At 67.4% G+C, this 15,377-nt stretch carries 12 protein-coding genes; 7 read left to right on the top strand and 5 right to left on the bottom strand.

Annotated elements, in window-relative coordinates; genetic code table 11:
* Nucleotides 1–57: 57 nt before the first annotated feature.
* The gene (deoC, locus tag GU920_RS08975) at nt 58–1,044 is read left to right on the top strand and encodes a deoxyribose-phosphate aldolase (protein WP_161766697.1); all 987 of its coding nucleotides are present in this window, start codon (nt 58–60) and stop codon (nt 1,042–1,044) included.
* Between the two features lie 4 nt (nt 1,045–1,048).
* On the top strand, nt 1,049–3,391 hold the full coding sequence (locus GU920_RS08970) for an aldehyde dehydrogenase family protein (protein WP_161766696.1): 2,343 nt from the start codon (nt 1,049–1,051) through the stop codon (nt 3,389–3,391).
* Nucleotides 3,392–3,508: 117 nt separating this feature from the next.
* Here GU920_RS08970 and GU920_RS08965 read toward each other — a convergent pair whose 3' ends face one another.
* Nucleotides 3,509–4,063, bottom strand: coding sequence for a YqgE/AlgH family protein (locus GU920_RS08965; protein ID WP_161767312.1), 555 nt, complete (start codon nt 4,061–4,063; stop codon nt 3,509–3,511).
* Between the two features lie 135 nt (nt 4,064–4,198).
* Here GU920_RS08965 and GU920_RS08960 point away from each other — a divergent pair, with 135 nt between their 5' ends.
* The gene (locus GU920_RS08960; protein WP_161766695.1) at nt 4,199–4,999 is read left to right on the top strand and encodes a protein-disulfide reductase DsbD domain-containing protein; all 801 of its coding nucleotides are present in this window, start codon (nt 4,199–4,201) and stop codon (nt 4,997–4,999) included.
* Nucleotides 5,000–5,051: 52 nt separating this feature from the next.
* On the opposite strand, the gene GU920_RS08955 is transcribed toward GU920_RS08960, so the two are convergent.
* The 4 genes from GU920_RS08955 to GU920_RS19810 form a co-directional block, all read right to left on the bottom strand.
* Nucleotides 5,052–8,444 (bottom strand): efflux RND transporter permease subunit, encoded by a 3,393-nt coding sequence (locus GU920_RS08955; protein WP_161766694.1) that lies wholly within the window; start codon nt 8,442–8,444, stop codon nt 5,052–5,054.
* Nucleotides 8,444–9,904, bottom strand: coding sequence for an efflux RND transporter periplasmic adaptor subunit (locus GU920_RS08950; RefSeq protein ID WP_161766693.1), 1,461 nt, complete (start codon nt 9,902–9,904; stop codon nt 8,444–8,446). Before GU920_RS08950 ends, GU920_RS08955 begins: the two co-directional genes overlap by 1 nt.
* Nucleotides 9,905–10,045: 141 nt before the next feature.
* Nucleotides 10,046–10,588 (bottom strand): molybdenum cofactor biosynthesis protein B, encoded by a 543-nt coding sequence (moaB, locus tag GU920_RS08945; RefSeq protein ID WP_161766692.1) that lies wholly within the window; start codon nt 10,586–10,588, stop codon nt 10,046–10,048.
* Between the two features lie 7 nt (nt 10,589–10,595).
* Nucleotides 10,596–11,474, bottom strand: coding sequence for a uracil-DNA glycosylase (locus tag GU920_RS19810; protein ID WP_161766691.1), 879 nt, complete (start codon nt 11,472–11,474; stop codon nt 10,596–10,598).
* Between the two features lie 157 nt (nt 11,475–11,631).
* On the opposite strand from GU920_RS19810, the gene GU920_RS08935 reads away from it, so the two are divergent.
* The 4 genes from GU920_RS08935 (at nt 11,632) to plsY (ending at nt 15,243) form a co-directional block, all read left to right on the top strand.
* Complete coding sequence (locus GU920_RS08935; protein WP_161766690.1) at nt 11,632–12,594, top strand: aspartate carbamoyltransferase catalytic subunit; 963 nt, start codon at nt 11,632–11,634, stop codon at nt 12,592–12,594.
* A 217-nt stretch (nt 12,595–12,811) separates the two neighbouring features.
* Entirely contained in the window at nt 12,812–13,192 is a 381-nt protein-coding gene (locus GU920_RS08930) for a hypothetical protein (protein WP_161766689.1), read from the top strand.
* A gap of 159 nt (nt 13,193–13,351) precedes the next feature.
* Nucleotides 13,352–14,623: a dihydroorotase gene (pyrC, locus tag GU920_RS08925; RefSeq protein WP_161766688.1), complete on the top strand. Its 1,272-nt coding sequence runs from the start codon at nt 13,352–13,354 to the stop codon at nt 14,621–14,623.
* Between the two features lie 5 nt (nt 14,624–14,628).
* Nucleotides 14,629–15,243 (top strand): glycerol-3-phosphate 1-O-acyltransferase PlsY, encoded by a 615-nt coding sequence (plsY, locus tag GU920_RS08920; RefSeq protein WP_394351561.1) that lies wholly within the window; start codon nt 14,629–14,631, stop codon nt 15,241–15,243.
* Nucleotides 15,244–15,377 lie beyond the last annotated feature (134 nt).

Genomic DNA, 15,377 nt, shown 5'->3' with positions numbered 1-15,377 from the left:
GCCCTTGCGCGGTGGCCTTGCTGCGTGCATCTTCGCCGCGTCCGAAGGGAGGACCGCGTGCATACACTCAGCCCCAGCACCACCCAGTTGCCGCAAGTGGCCCACCCCCGCAATCCGGGGATGCCGCTGGATCTGGATTGGGTCGCCGCCGTACAGGCCAACACCTCGGCCATCGAACGCCGCGCTGCCACGCTGGGCGGGCGACGGTCGGTGAAGAAAGAGTTTCAGGCGGCATGGCTTCTGAAGGCCATCAGCCTGATCGACCTGACCACGCTGTCGGGGGATGATACGGCAGGCCGGGTGCAGCGCCTGTGTGCCAAGGCGCGGCAACCCGTTTCGCCCTGGATGCTGGAAAAGCTGGGGATGGAGGGGCTGACCGTGGGCGCGGTCTGCGTCTATCACGACATGGTGGAAACCGCCGTGCGCGCGCTTGAGGGATCGGGGATCCCGGTCGCCGCCGTGTCCACGGGCTTTCCCGCCGGTCTGTCGCCCTATCACCTGCGCATCGCCGAGATCGGCGAAAGCGTGAAGGCGGGCGCGCAAGAGATCGACATCGTCATTTCCCGCCGCCATGTGCTGACGGGCAATTGGCAGGCGCTTTACGACGAGATGTGCGAAATGCGCGCGGCCTGCGGGGCGGCGCATGTGAAGGCGATCCTTGCCACCGGCGAACTGGCAACGCTGCGCAATGTGGCCCGGGCGTCGCTTGTGTGCATGATGGCGGGGGCCGATTTCATCAAGACCTCCACGGGGAAAGAGGCGGTGAACGCCACGCTGCCCGTGTCGCTGACCATGATCCGCGCGATCCGCGACTATCAGGATCGCACGGGGGTGAAGGTTGGCTACAAGCCGGCGGGCGGCATCGCAAAGGCGAAGGATGCGCTGCTCTATCTGGCGCTGATGAAGGATGAATTGGGCCACGCTTGGCTACAGCCCGATCTGTTCCGCTTTGGCGCCTCGTCGCTTTTGGGGGATATCGAGCGCCAGCTGGAGCATTACCTGACCGGCCATTATTCGGCCGCCAACCGCCATGCGATGGGATAAGACCATGACGATCAAGGAAATCTTCGACCGCATGGACTATGGCCCCGCTCCGGAAGGCAATGCCGAGGTGAAGGCGTGGCTGGCGCGGCACAAGGGCAATTTCGGGCATTTCATCGATGGGCAGTTCGCCCGGCCCGGGACGGGCTTTGCCACGAAGAACCCCGCCACGGGCGATGTGCTGGCCACCGTCACGCAAGGGACGGTGGGGGATGTCGATGCGGCGGTGAAGGCCGCGCGCCGGGCGCAACCCAAATGGGCGCGCCTGCCGGGGCACGCGCGGGCGAAATACCTCTATGCGCTGGCCCGGCTGATCCAGAAGCACAGCCGCCTGCTCGCGGTGCTTGAGACGATGGACAACGGCAAGCCCATCCGCGAGGCCCGCGACATCGACATTCCGCTTGTGGCGCGGCATTTCTACTATCACGCGGGCCTTGCCCAGTTGATGGACAGCGAAATGCCCGGGATGGCACCCCATGGCGTCTGCGGCGCGGTGATCCCGTGGAACTTTCCGCTGCTGATGCTGGCATGGAAGGTCGCCCCCGCCCTTGCGGCGGGGAATACGGTGGTGCTGAAACCGGCCGAATACACCCCCCTGACGGCCCTGCTCTTCGCCGAGATCACGCGCGAGGCGGGCTTGCCCAAGGGCGTGCTCAACATCGTGACGGGCGACGGGGAAACCGGGGCGGCGCTGGTCGCCCATCCGGGCGTGGACAAGATCGCCTTTACCGGCTCCACCCCCGTGGGCCGCGCGATCCGCCGCGCGACCGCGGGCACGGGCAAGGCGCTGACCCTGGAGTTGGGGGGGAAATCCCCCTATATCGTCTTCGACGATGCCGATATCGACAGCGCGATCGAGGGGCTGGTCGATGCGATCTGGTTCAATCAGGGACAGGTCTGCTGTGCCGGATCGCGCCTTCTGGTGCAGGAAGGCATTGCCGAGCGGTTCCATGACAGGCTGAAGCGCCGGATGGACGGGCTGCGCATCGGCGATCCCTTGGACAAATGTATCGACGTGGGCGCCGTGGTGGACCCGGTGCAACTGGCCACGATCACCGATATGGTGAACGGATCCGAAGGTGAGGTCTATCACGCCAAGACCCCCCTGCCCGGTCAGGGCTGCTTTTACCCGCCGACACTGATCACCGGCCTTGGCACCGCATCGCGCCTGATGCAGGAGGAAATCTTCGGCCCTGTCCTTGTGTCGATGACCTTCCGCACGCCGCAGGAAGCCGTGGATCTGGCCAACAACACGCGCTTTGGCCTTGCCGCCAGCCTGTGGACCGAGAACATCAACCTCGCCCTCGACATCGCGCCCAAGATCAGGGCCGGTGTCGTCTGGGTGAATGCGACCAACCTGTTTGATGCCGCCGCAGGCTTTGGCGGTGTGCGCGAAAGCGGCTTTGGCCGCGAAGGCGGCTGGGAGGGGCTTCTGACCTATCTGAAGCCCGCCGCCGCGGCCAAACCCATCAAACGGGTGGCCGCGATCCCCGAACCCGCCAGCTTCGACGTGCCCGATCTGGACCGCACCACCAAGCTGTTCATCGGCGGCAAGCAGACGCGCCCGGATGGCGGCTATTCCCGCCCGGTGTTTTCGTCCAAGGCAAAGCTGCTCGGCCATGCGGGCCTTGGCAACCGCAAGGACATCCGCAACGCGGTGGAAGCCGCCCATGCTGCGAAAGGCTGGGGCAAGGCCACCGGTCACAACCGGGCGCAGATCCTGTACTACATCGCCGAAAACCTTTCGGCCCGCGCCGGGGAATTCGCCGCCCGCCTGCGCGACCTGACGGGGCGCGATGGCCGGGCCGAGGTGGAGGCCAGCATCGCGCGCCTCTTCACCTACGCGGCATGGTCGGACAAGTTCGACGGACAGGCCAAATCGGTGCCGATCCGGGGCATCGCGCTGGCGCTGAACGAACCCGTGGGCGTGATCGCCGCGCTTTGTGCCGATGAGGCCCCGCTGTTGGGCCTTATCTCGGCCATGGCGCCTGCCATCGCCATGGGCAACACCTGCGTTCTGGTGCCGTCCGACCCCTTCCCGCTGGCGGCAACCGATCTCTATCAGGTGCTGGAAACCTCGGACCTGCCGCCGGGTGTGGTGAACATCGTGACTGGCAGCCATACCGAACTGGCCAAGCCTTTGGCGGGCCATATGGATGTGGATGCGCTATGGTCCTTCTCGTCTGCTGACCTTTCCGCTCTGATCGAGGCGGAGTCAGCAACCAACCTGAAGCGCACCTGGGTCAACAACGCGCGTGCGCGCGACTGGATGGGCGCGGAGGGCGAGGGTCGGGACTTCCTGCGCCAAGCGACAGCCATCAAGACCGTCTGGGTGCCTTACGGCGCGTGACGGAAAAGTTTTCTGCGAAAGCTTTTTCCCTTGGGGTCTTCTGCGAAGACCCCGCAAATTTTCCCGAGGAAAATTTGCTTGGACCCCAATTTTCTCCAACGGAAAAAATTGGTCGGCTCAGGCCCGCCCGGCCGTTGCGGACAGGCTGAGCGGGTCGATGCCCATCGCGCGCAGGGCGCCGGCCCATTTTCCGGCATCGTCGGCAGAGAAGACCAGATCCTCTGACGCATCGGCGACAAGCCAGCCATTGGCGAGGATCTCGCCCTCAAGCTGGCCCGGACCCCAGCCGGAATAGCCCAGCGCGAGCAGGGCGCGCGACGGGCCTTCGCCACGGGCCAGCGCCTCGAGGATATCCAGCGTGGCGGTCATGCCGTATTCCGCCCCGATCCGCATCGTGGCCGGACCGCCTGTGTAATCGGGGCTGTGCAGGACGAAGCCACGCCCGCGTTCCACCGGACCGCCGGAATGGATGCGGATGTCACGGCCTGTGGGCACGCGCGGGATGGAAAGCTGTTCCAGTAGATTGCCGAAGGTCAGATCGCGCGTGGGCCGGTTGACGATCAGCCCCATCGCCCCTTCGTCGGAATGCGCGCAGATCAGGATGACGGTCTTTTCAAAGCGCGGGTCGCCCATGCCCGGCATCGCGATCAGAAGTTTGCCGTCCAGATCCAGTCCTGCCATCGCACCCGTTCCCTGTTGCATGCCCTTAAGATGGTCCTGTTGCGGCTGCGCCTCAAGTCTCTTGCTGTCACGGCCCTTCGCCGGAACGTGATTTCCTCTCTCCGCTGCAAGCCTTACCTTGCTGGCATGCGCCATACTTGCCTTGCCCTGCTCGCCCTTTGTTCTGCCGCCGCGCCCGTTCATGCCTTTTCGCAAGAGGAGGTGTTGACGGCGGCAATCCGCACCGGGTGGCAGACCGACACAGGCGCCCATATGGCGGCGCTGCACCTGACGATGGCGCCGGGATGGAAGACCTATTGGCGCAGCCCTGGGGATGCGGGGATACCGCCCGTTTTCAACTGGTCGGGAAGCGAAAACCTGCGTGCGGTGCGCTTTCACTGGCCGCGCCCGCATGTCTTTACCCTGAACGGCCTGCGGACGGTGGGGTACAAGAACGATCTTGTCCTGCCGATGGAAGTTATCCCCGCTGACCCGTCCCAGCCCGTGCGTCTGCGCGCGCAGGTGGAGCTTGGGGTCTGCGATGACATCTGTATCCCGGCGAGCCTGTCGCTCGATTCACTGATCGCAGGGCCGGGCGCGCCCGATCCGGCGATTGATGCCGCGCTGGCCGACCAGCCGATTTCGGCGCGGCAAGCCGGGCTGGGCGGCATCGGCTGCGCGGTGGAGCCGATCGACGATGGCCTGCGCATCACCGCAACGATGGATCTGCCGCAGGGCGGCCGCGACGAGACGGTAATCTTTGAAAGCGGCCTGTCCGATGTCTGGGTGTCCGAGGCCAGCGCCAGCCGCCAGGGCGGCATCTTGACCGCAAGCGCAGAGATGGTGCCACCACAGGGCACGCCCTTCGCGCTGGATCGGTCCGGGGTGACGGTCACGGTGATTTCAGATCGCAAGGCGGTGGAAATCCGGGGCTGCCCCGCGCCGTGATGGCCGCGCGGCCAAACCGGGGGCCAATCGGGTGCCAGTCGGAGAGGCGCCGCTAGCCCCGGCGCCGGGGCGGAGGCGCGCGCCGTGCCATCACCCAGACCGCAGCCGCGACCAGCGCCGCACCCATCGTCACGACCAGGACCGCGGTCATCCCCACGGGTGCCGCAGCAAGGGCCGGCAGCATCCCCGTGAGCCAGCCCGGCAGCGCGCCCTGCGCCACCACCGGCCCCATCACCGCCAGCCACAGCCCCGCCACCACCGCCGCCGCCCCGGCAATGCCACGGCGCGCACGCCCGCCGCGCAGACCAAGGCGCAGCCCGCGCCGCAGCGCGCGCAGCCTTTTGCCGATATCGGCCAGCACCACCGTGATCGCGGGCACCACCAGCAGCACGAGGAACATGCCGAAGCCCAGACCGAAGACCAGCGTGACGACCGTAGGCTTCAGGAACTCGGCCTGGCTCGACCGTTCGAAGAGCAGCGGCGCCAGCCCCAGCACGGTGGTCAGCGTGGTAAGCAGCACCGGGCGCAGCCTGTCGGCCACCGCATCCACAACCGCCGGGATCAGCCCGCGTTTTTCCGAATATTCGTCGATGGTCGAGACGAGAACGATGGAGTCGTTCACGATGATTCCCGACATGCCGATGATGCCGACGATGGAGAACATCGACAGCGGCACGTCCCAGACCCAGTGGCCGAAGATCGCACCGACAAGGCCAAAGGGGATGACCGACATCACCACCATGGGGCGCGACCAGCTGGCGAAGATCCAGGCAAGGCACAGATAGATGCCCAGCAGGGCAAGGATCACCGCCACGGCCGCGCCGCTGAGGAATTCCTGTTCCTGCTCGGCCTGCCCCGAGAAGCGGGCGCGCACGCCGAAATCCTGTTCGATCTGCGGCACGATCTCGGCCCGCAGGGCCGTCTGAACCTCGGTCGCGCGGGCGGGGTCATCTTCGGACAACTCGCCCGATACGGTGACGACGCGCAGCCCGTTTTCCCGCACGACCGAGGAAAAGCCCGAAGCGCGGGCCACGGTCACGATATCGGCCAGCGGCACATAGACCGACGCGCCATCCGGCGCGCTGGCCCGCACCTGCACGCGGTCAAGGAAATCTGCCGTCAGCTCGCCTTCGGGCAGTTCCACCCGGATCGCGGCCGAGCGGGGGCCGTCGGGATAGGTGGCGGCCTCGATCCCAGCCAGCATGTCACGCAGGTCGCCCGCAAGCCCATCAATGGTGAAGCCCATGGCCTGCCCCGTGGGCGTCAGGCTGAGGACAAGCTCCTCTTTGTCATAGGCGAGCGTGTCTTCCAGCCCCGACACTTCGGGAAAGACGGCCAGCCGGGTCTTGAGCGCCTCGGCCGCGGCTTTCAGCACGTCCGCATCGGCGCCGTAGAAATCCACCGACAGCGCCGCGCCGCCGGGGCCGAAGCGGCCGCCACGGAAGCTCATTTCCTCCAGCAGGGGATGGCGGCGCACCTCGGCCTCGATCGCGGCGATGACGGCATTGGCCGAATAGGGGCGCAGGTCGGGGTCCACGATTTCCACCGAGATGCCGCCCAGAAGATCGGCGTCCTTGGTGGCCGCGCCTGACAGGCCCCGCCCGGACCCGCCGCCCACCTCGGCCATGACAAAGATCACCGGGTTCAGGCCGTGTTCGGCCTCAAAGGCCGCGCCCGTGGCGGCGACGGCGCGCTGCATCTCGGCCATCATGGCAAGCGTATCCTCGCGCGTGGCCCCGGGAAGCATGGAGAAATTCCCGCTGAGCGAGCCCTGTTCCGGCGCGTTGAAAAAGCGGAAGGGCACGTCGCCGCGCAGGAACAGCGCGGCTTGCGTCGCCAAGGCCAGCACCGCCGCCGCCAGCACCGGATAGCGCGCCGCAATCACGGCGCGCATCAGGGGTTTCATCGCGGCGTCCTTGAAACGGTTTAGCCAGCGGTTGGTGAAACGGCTGGGTGCATCGTACCACTTTTCCTTCACCGAATCCGCCAGCGCATGGGCCATGTGATTGGGCAGGATCAGAAAACATTCGATCAATGAGGCGATCATCACCGCCATGACGGTGAAGGGGATATCCTCGATCAGATCGCCGAAGCGCCCGCCGATGGCCGCCAGCGCGAGGAAGGCGATCACCGTCGTCAGGGTCGAGGCCAGCACCGGCCCCGCCATCCGCAGCGCGGCGCGTTCGGCGGCGACCACCGGGCTTTCGCCCAAGTGACGGACCCGGAAATCGGCGTGTTCGCCCACCACGATGGAATCGTCCACGATCACGCCCAGCACGAGGATCAGCGCGAACAGCGAAATCATGTTCAGCGTGACGCCGCCCATCCACATCACCCCGATGGCGGCCAGCGTGGCCACCGGTATGCCTGCCGCCACCCAAAGCGCGATACGCCCGTTCAGGAACAGAAACAGCATCAGCACCACAAGGACGAGGCCCGACAGCGCGTTGTCGAGCATCAGCGAAAGCCGGTCGGTGATCTGGTCGGCGCGCGCGCGCACAAGATCCAGCGTCACGCCCTGCGGCAGGTCGGGGCGCATGGCCTCCACCGCCTGCGCCACGCGGGCCTGCTGGTCGATCGCGTCGCCTTCCGGGCCGCGCTCCACGCGGATCACCATGGCGGGGTTCGCGCCGACAAAGGCCGCGCGGCCCCGGTCGGCGCCTTCCACCCGGATCGTGGCCACGTCGCGGATGCGCAGCACCGTGCCATCCGCCGCCGCGCGCAGCGCGATGTCGCCAATCGCATCGGCCGCGCGGCGTTCCTCACCCGTCCGCACGCGGGCGGCGCCGGTCGCTACCTCGCCCGCCGGGCGCGTGACGGTGGCGGCGGCGATGGCGGCGGCGATCTGTTCCATCGTCACGTCATGGCGCATCAGGGCAACGGGCGTGACCTCGACAATCGTCTGTGGCGCGGCAAGGCCGGTGATGGTGACGCGGGTCACGCCTGCGGTGAACAGCCGCCCGGTGAATTCATCGGCCAGACGCGCCAGCTGATCCACGCCGACCGGGCCGCTGATCACCACATCCGTCACCTGATCGCGCCACGAGCCACGGCTGATCTCGGGCTCTTCGGCATCTTCGGGCAGGGTCGTCACGCCATCGACCGCCGTCGTGACATCCTGCGTCGCGCGATCAAGATTGACGCCGGGTTCGAACTCGATCTCGATGGAGGCGCGGCCCTCGAAGGATCGGGCATAGGTGGCCGCGACGCCTTCGACCGCTTTCAGGGCCGGTTCCAACACCTGCACGATGCCGCGATCCACATCCTCGGCCCCGGCACCGGGCCAGGCCACGGAAACGTCCACCTCGGACAGGACGACATCGGGGAAATACTGGGCGCGGATGTTCATCGCGGCGACCAGCCCGCCCACAAGCATCAGCACCATCACAAGGTTGGCCAGCGTCCGGTGACGCACGAAATAGGACAGGACGCCCCGCGACCGCATCAGCCGCCCGCCCGCGCTTCGATGCGGGCCACCAGATCGGCGGGCACGCGGTCCTGCTGCAGCTGTTCGATCAGCTGCGCCTTCACCTCGTCCGGCATCCGCGCGTTACCCTCCACCGCCGCGATCAGGGCGGCGCGGCGATCCTCGGACAGGTCCACCAGCGCGGGTTCGGCGGCGGCCTGTTCGGTGCCGGGGCGCACCGGGCGGACCTTGATCCCTGCCCCGATCAGCGGCGAGCGTTCGGCCACCACCTCGCGCCCCACCAGCGCGCCGGGCGCCACGATCACGCGGTCGCCCTGCCGGCGCAGCACCGCGACGGCCACATCCTCCAGCCTGTCCTCGGCGTTCAGGGCCAGCACGCGGCCTGCGGCATCCACCGCCGTGGCGGGCAGTTCGGCCACCGCATCCAGCGGGGGTTCCGCCACCTCGACCGTCACGAAATCGCCGGGGCGCAGGCCGGGGGCCGCATCCAGCGCGGCATAGACCACACGCCCGCCCCCTGCCTCGGCGCCCGAGGCGCCGGCGCGCAGGATCCGGCCTGTCGCCACAAGGGACGCCCCGGCCACATCCAGCCGCACGGTCACGGGCGCAGGGATCGGGGCACCCTGCGCGTCGATCAGGCGGGCATATTGCGCGGTGGACAGCCGGAAGGCCACTTCCAGCGCGGCGGGGTCGATGATGCGGCCAAGCACCTCATTAGCGGTGATCTGCCCGCCGGTCACCACCGGCAGCACGCCATCGAGCCGCCCGTCGAACTCTGCCCGGATCACGGTTTCGGACAGCACCCGCTCGGCCTCGGTCAGCGAGATGCGCGCGCGGGTGACGGCGATGGCGGTCTGGTCCACCGCCGCCTCGGCCTGCGCAAGGGCGGCGCGGCTGGAGAGCAGCGCCTGCTGCGCCTGCGCCTGCGCCAGTTCCGCCGTCTCGACCGCCGCCGCAGACCCCGCGCCGCGCGCCGCGATGTCGCGCTGGCGCTGCACCGCCTGCGCGCGCAGGGCAAGCTGCGCCTCGGCCTGCGTCAGGTCATCGCGGGCCAGCAACAGCGAACGGCCCGCCTCGCGTTCCGCCGCCTCGGCCTCGGCCAGCGCCGCCGCAGCCAGATCGCGCGCAGCCGTCGCCTCGGCCGGATCGAGCCGCAGCAGCACCTCGCCCGCCGTCACCGCGCCGCCATCGGCAAAGCGGGGCGACAGTTCCGCCACGCGCCCGCCCTGCGGCGCGCGCAGTTCCAGCGTGCGCACCGCCCGCACCTCGCCATAGGCCGTCAGCACCGGGGTGATGCGCCCGGCCTCCACCGGCAGGACATTGGCCGACACCACGCGTTCCGGCGTGGGCGCGGGCGGCCCGCCCGCCGCCATCCGCTCGCGCAGGGCCGCGGCGACAACTCCCACCGCCAGCGCCAAGAGCGCCGCCGTCACCGCAGCGAGAAACAGCCCGCCCATCGCGCGTCCGAAGAACCGCATGACACTCCCTTTGCACCTGCCCCAGCCGGCCCGGCCAGCCTAGCCCAGCGCAGCCTAGCCCGCGCGCCACGCAACGCCAATGAAGCCTGCGTGAAACCGGACAATCCCGGTGTTGAACGCGGCCCCGGCGCGATTCTGTCGCTACTTGCGCCGACGATGTTCCTCGAGCCGGGGAAAAATCTCGACAAAGTTGCAGGGGCGGTGGCGATAGTCGAACTGCCATTTCAGGATCTCGTCCCAGGCATCGCGGCAGGCACCGGGGCTGCCCGGAAGGGCAAAGAGATAGGTCCCCCCCGCCACGCCGCCGCAGGCCCGCGACTGCACGGCGCTGGTGCCGATCTTCTGCATCGACACGATGGTGAAGACGGTTCCGAAGGCCTCGATCTCTTTCTCATAGACATCGCGATGCGCCTCTACCGTGACATCGCGCCCTGTCAGGCCTGTGCCGCCCGTGGTCAGGATCACATCCACCCCCGGATCGGCGATCCAAGCGCGCAACTGTGCCGCGATGGTGCCGCGGTCATCCGGCACGATGTCACGGGCAGCGAGCAGATGCCCCGCCTCGGTCAGCCGGTCCACCAGCGTGTCGCCCGACCGGTCATCGGCTGGGGTGCGCGTGTCGCTGACCGTCAGCACGGCGATGCGGACGGGAATGAAATCCTTGGTTTCGTCGATCCGGCTCATATTGCCCTCAGCTTGGCCCGTTCAGCTTGGCCTTGATTTCCAGAAGGTCGGCCCATGCCTCGCGCTTGGCCACGGGGTTGCGCAACAGATAGGCCGGGTGCGTCATGGGCATGACGGGCAGGCCCAGCGCCGTGGTCCAGTTCCCGCGCAGCCGCAGGATGCCCTTCGCCCCCAGCAAGGCCGCGCAGGGCGTGTTGCCCATCAGGACGATCACCTCGGGCGCGGCCAGCGCGATGTGGCGTTCGACAAAGGGCCGCATCATGGCGATTTCCTCGGGCGTGGGTTCCCGGTTGCCCGGTGGCCGCCACGGCATGACATTGGTGATATAGAGGGCATGCTGCAGGTCGGGATTGTCGCGCGACAGCCCGATGGCCGCGAACATCCGGTCCAGCAACTGGCCCGCCGCGCCGACGAAGGGGCGACCTTCGAGATCCTCGTCGCGGCCCGGCGCCTCGCCCAGCACCAGAACCCGCGCCCCCGCCCGGCCATCGGCAAAGACAAGGTTGCGCGCGCCCTTCTTCAACTCGCAATGGTCGTAGGCCGCCATCGCCTCGCGCAGCGCATCGAGCGACCCGGCCGCCCCCGCACGCGCCTGCGCCTCGGCCACGGCGGCATCGGCGGCCTGTGCCGCACGCTCTTCGGCGCTGATCTGGGGAACATAGGGTTCCGCCGCCCGCGCGGGGGGGCGCGCCTCGCCTCGCCCCGAACCGGCGGGGGCGGCGGAGGCGGCGGCAGGCGCCAGCCATGGCGCGCGATCGGCAAGGTCATAGGCGTTGGCGGGCGTTTCGCCGATCACTTCGGTCACGCCAAGTTCCAGCTGCCATTGCAGCGCCGCCAGCGCCGCCTGCCAGCCTTCCGGCGTCGTGGTGTCGAAGTCGATTCCCATGGCCGCAAACCTAAGGTCGCCCCCGCCCCCGCGCCACAGCCAAATTTCTTCGAAGAAATTTGCAAATTCGTTCGAACGAATTTCGCCCGCAAGCGGGCGGCTTGCCCGAACCCCCGCCCCTGCCTATAAGCCCCGATAGCCCCCGAAGGAGGACCAGATGACCTTCCGCGCCCGCCACCTCCTCGGCATCGAACCGCTCGCCCCGCTGGAAATCACCACGGTGCTGGATCTGGCCGATCGCTATGTCGATCTGAACCGCCGCACGGTGAAGCAATCCGACGTGCTGGCCGGGATGACGCAGATCAACATGTTCTTTGAAAACTCCACCCGCACGCAGGCCAGTTTCGAACTGGCGGGCAAGCGGCTGGGGGCCGATGTGATGAACATGGCGGTGGGCCATTCATCGGTGAAGAAGGGCGAGACGCTGATCGACACGGCGCTGACGCTGAACGCCATGCACCCCGATCTCTTGGTCGTGCGGCACCCGTCTTCGGGCGCGGTCAACCTTCTGGCGTCCAAGGTGAATTGCGCGGTGCTGAACGCGGGCGACGGGCGGCACGAACATCCCACGCAGGCGCTGCTCGACGCGCTGACGATCCGCCGCGCCAAGGGCCGCATCCAGCGCCTGACCGTGGCCATCTGCGGCGACATCGCCCATTCCCGCGTGGCCCGGTCCAACCTGATCCTCTTGGGCAAGATGGAAAACCGCATCCGCCTGATCGGCCCGCCCACGCTGATGCCCGCAGGCATCGGCGCCTTCGGGGCAGAGGTGTTTGATGACATGAAGGCGGGTCTTGCGGGCGCCGATGTGGTGATGATGCTGCGCCTACAGAAGGAGCGCATGGATGGCGGCTTCATACCGTCAGAACGTGAATATTACCACCGCTACGGGCTGGACGCCGACAAGCTGTCACACGCTAAGCCCGACGCCATCGTGATGCATCCCGGCCCCATGAACCGGGGGGTGGAGATCGACGGCGACCTCGCCGATGACATCAACCGGTCGGTCATTCAGGATCAGGTGGAGATGGGGGTGGCCGTCCGCATGGCCTGCATGGACCTTTTGGCCCGCAACCTGCGGCTGGAACGCGGGCGCAAGATCGTGGGGACGATGGTGTGAGCGGGCGATGACAGCGGCCGGTGTCTACAGGATTTGGGAAATCGGCAGGCACGGTTCGCCGCCGCCCGCGCTAGGGAAGGCGTTGGTAAAGACGGAGCGCCTCTTGTGGGCTGCTGAAGTGCCAGTTTCGCGGTTTGTGATACGATGGGTGTGGCTTGCAATCGTAGCCGTCCCGGCGACTTTCTTCTTCCTCTACATTGCGCCATGGGGCCAAAGCATGGCTGAGTATTGTTCGGGGGATGGCAGTCCGTCCTGCCAGAAACTTTACATTTTTGCTTGGCCTGGGGTCATCGCTTTGGCCCATCTTTCTGTCTACAGCCTTTACAATGTCTGGCAGGCTTACGCGCGTCCATGGCTGAACTACTTGGGTGTCAGCACATCCCATGCAGTGATGATAAACGGGAACAAGCCCGAAAAAGTTCATCGCCATCCGCTTGACCGCGACCTCGCGAGGGTCGATTGGACCGGTGCTGTCAGGTTTGAAAATGCAAAAACTGTCATCTTCGTCGGCCTTGATCTGAATGACGCCAACCGCGCGATGTATTGGGCGAACGAGGGCAGACATCGACCCGAATTCCAGAACGGACCCGCCCCATGACCCCCGATCCCGACCGCAAACCCACCAAGGACGAGATGAAGCAGGGCGGCAAGGTCGCGGCCCTTGTCCTGATCTTCCTTGCCCTCTTCACCGTCTATTTCGTGCTGGGATAGGGTTCGCCCCCATGCCCGCACACCCCCCGGAAAGTGACGTCCGCCGATGACCACGCTGCATCTGACCAACGCCCGACTGATCGACCCCGAGGCCGGCACCGTCACCCCGGGCAGCGTGACGCTGGCCAAAGGCGTGATCGCCGCGATCAACGGGGCCAAGCCAAAGGGCGCGGCCGAGATCGACTGTGGCGGCCACCACCTTGCCCCCGGCATCGTGGATATCGGCGTCAAGATCGGCGAACCGGGCGAACGGCACCGGGAATCCTTCCGCTCTGCCGGGCTTGCGGCGGCGGCCGGGGGCGTGACCACCATCATCGCCCGGCCTGACACCCTGCCCGCCATCGACACGCCCGAGACGCTGGAATTCGTCACCCGCCGCGCGGCCGAGGCGTCGCCCGTCCGCATCCGCCACATGGCCGCCCTGACCAAGGGGCGCGAGGGGCGCGAGATGACCGAGATCGGCTTTCTTCTGGATGCAGGCGCCATCGCCTTCACCGATGCCTTCGCCGTCACCCCGGATGCCAAAGTCCTGTCGCGCGCCTTCACCTATGCCCGCGCCTTGGGCGCGCTGGTGATCGGCCATCCGCAGGATCCCGTCCTGTCGAAGGGCGCCGCCGCCACGTCGGGCAAATTCGCCTCACTCCGCGGGCTGCCTGCCGTATCGCCCATCGCGGAACGGATGGGGCTGGAACGCGACCTCGCGCTGGTCGAGATGACGGGCGTGCGCTACCACGCCGACCAGATCACCACCGCCCACAGCCTGCCCGCCCTGCGCCGGGCGCGCGACGCGGGTCTGGATGTGACCGCTGGCACCTCGATCCACCACCTCACGCTGAACGAGATTGATCTTGGCGACTATCGCACCTTCTTCAAGCTGACCCCGCCCCTGCGGTCGGAAGAGGACCGTCTGGCGATGGTCGAGGCGGTGGCGAATGGCACCATCGACTGCATCTCCTCCATGCACACCCCGGCGGATGAGGAATCCAAGCGCCTGCCCTTTGAAGAGGCCGCCCCCGGCGCGGTGGCGCTGGAAACGCTGCTGCCCGCCGCGATGCGGCTTTACCACGCCGGGCATCTGGACCTGCCCGCCCTGTTCCGCGCGCTGTCGCTGAACCCGGCGCGGCGGCTGGGCCTGCCGCAGGGGCGCATGGCACTGGGCGCACCCGCCGATCTGGTCCTGTTCGATCCCGACGCGCCTTTCCTGCTTGATCGGTTCAAGCTGCAGTCGAAATCCAAGAACACCCCGTTTGACGGCCAGCGCATGGAAGGTAAGGTGCTGGCCACATTCTTGAACGGAACCCGGGTCTACAGCGCATGATCTTTCTGCCCGAACTCACCTCGGCCCCGCTCGCCCTGATCCTGACGGCGGTCCTGTCCTATCTTCTGGGCTCCATCCCCTTTGGCGTGGTCATCACCCGCGCGCTGGGCTTGGGCGATCTGCGCAAGATCGGATCGGGCAATATCGGCGCCACCAATGTGCTGCGGACGGGGAACAAGGGCGCCGCGGCGGCGACGCTGATCCTTGATGCGGCCAAGGGCGGGATCGCCGTACTGATCGCGCGCGCGGTTGTGGGCGACGATGCGGCGCAGGTGGCGGCGCTGGGGTCCTTCCTCGGGCATCTCTACCCGGTCTGGCTGGGGTTCAAGGGCGGCAAGGGCGTGGCCACCTTCCTCGGCATCCTTCTGGCGCTGGCCTGGCCCATCGGCCTTCTGGCCTGCGCGACATGGGCGGTGACGGCGGCGCTGACGCGCATCTCCTCTGCCTCTGCCCTCGCGGCGGCGGCGCTGTCTCCGGGCTATCTGGCCTTTGCGGGCTATTCCGACATGGTCATCCTTGCGCTTTTGCTGGCGATCCTTGTCTGGCTGCGCCACGCCGCCAACATCCGCCGCCTGCGCGATGGCACCGAACCCAAGATCGGCAAGAAGACCGCCACCTGACCGCCCGCTTCATCTTGGCGGAAAATACCCTCAGGGGGTGAATGGGCCGCATGGCCCAGAGGGGGCGGAACGCCCCCTGACGCGCATGATCGCCTGCGGCGCCCCGCACCCTGCCCCGAAATCCCGGTTGATCG

The sequence above is a fragment of the Paragemmobacter ruber genome, from assembly GCF_009908315.1.
GTDB classification, from domain to species: Bacteria; Pseudomonadota; Alphaproteobacteria; order Rhodobacterales; family Rhodobacteraceae; genus Paragemmobacter; species Paragemmobacter ruber.
Note: the sequence above shows the minus strand (reverse complement) of the source record. Positions and strands in the feature narration are given on the sequence as shown.

What these genes read in the sequence shown, in the direction of transcription:
- moaB (WP_161766692.1), bottom strand. Translation starts at nt 10,588, where the DNA reads ATGAGCCGGATCGACGAAACCAAGGATTTCATTCCCGTCCGCATCGCC.
- GU920_RS08960 (WP_161766695.1), top strand. Translation starts at nt 4,199, where the DNA reads ATGCGCCATACTTGCCTTGCCCTGCTCGCCCTTTGTTCTGCCGCCGCG.
- GU920_RS08970 (WP_161766696.1), top strand. Translation starts at nt 1,049, where the DNA reads ATGACGATCAAGGAAATCTTCGACCGCATGGACTATGGCCCCGCTCCG.
- GU920_RS19810 (WP_161766691.1), bottom strand. Translation starts at nt 11,474, where the DNA reads ATGGGAATCGACTTCGACACCACGACGCCGGAAGGCTGGCAGGCGGCG.
- GU920_RS08935 (WP_161766690.1), top strand. Translation starts at nt 11,632, where the DNA reads ATGACCTTCCGCGCCCGCCACCTCCTCGGCATCGAACCGCTCGCCCCG.
- GU920_RS08950 (WP_161766693.1), bottom strand. Translation starts at nt 9,904, where the DNA reads ATGCGGTTCTTCGGACGCGCGATGGGCGGGCTGTTTCTCGCTGCGGTG.
- pyrC (WP_161766688.1), top strand. Translation starts at nt 13,352, where the DNA reads ATGACCACGCTGCATCTGACCAACGCCCGACTGATCGACCCCGAGGCC.
- GU920_RS08930 (WP_161766689.1), top strand. Translation starts at nt 12,812, where the DNA reads ATGGCTGAGTATTGTTCGGGGGATGGCAGTCCGTCCTGCCAGAAACTT.
- GU920_RS08955 (WP_161766694.1), bottom strand. Translation starts at nt 8,444, where the DNA reads ATGCGGTCGCGGGGCGTCCTGTCCTATTTCGTGCGTCACCGGACGCTG.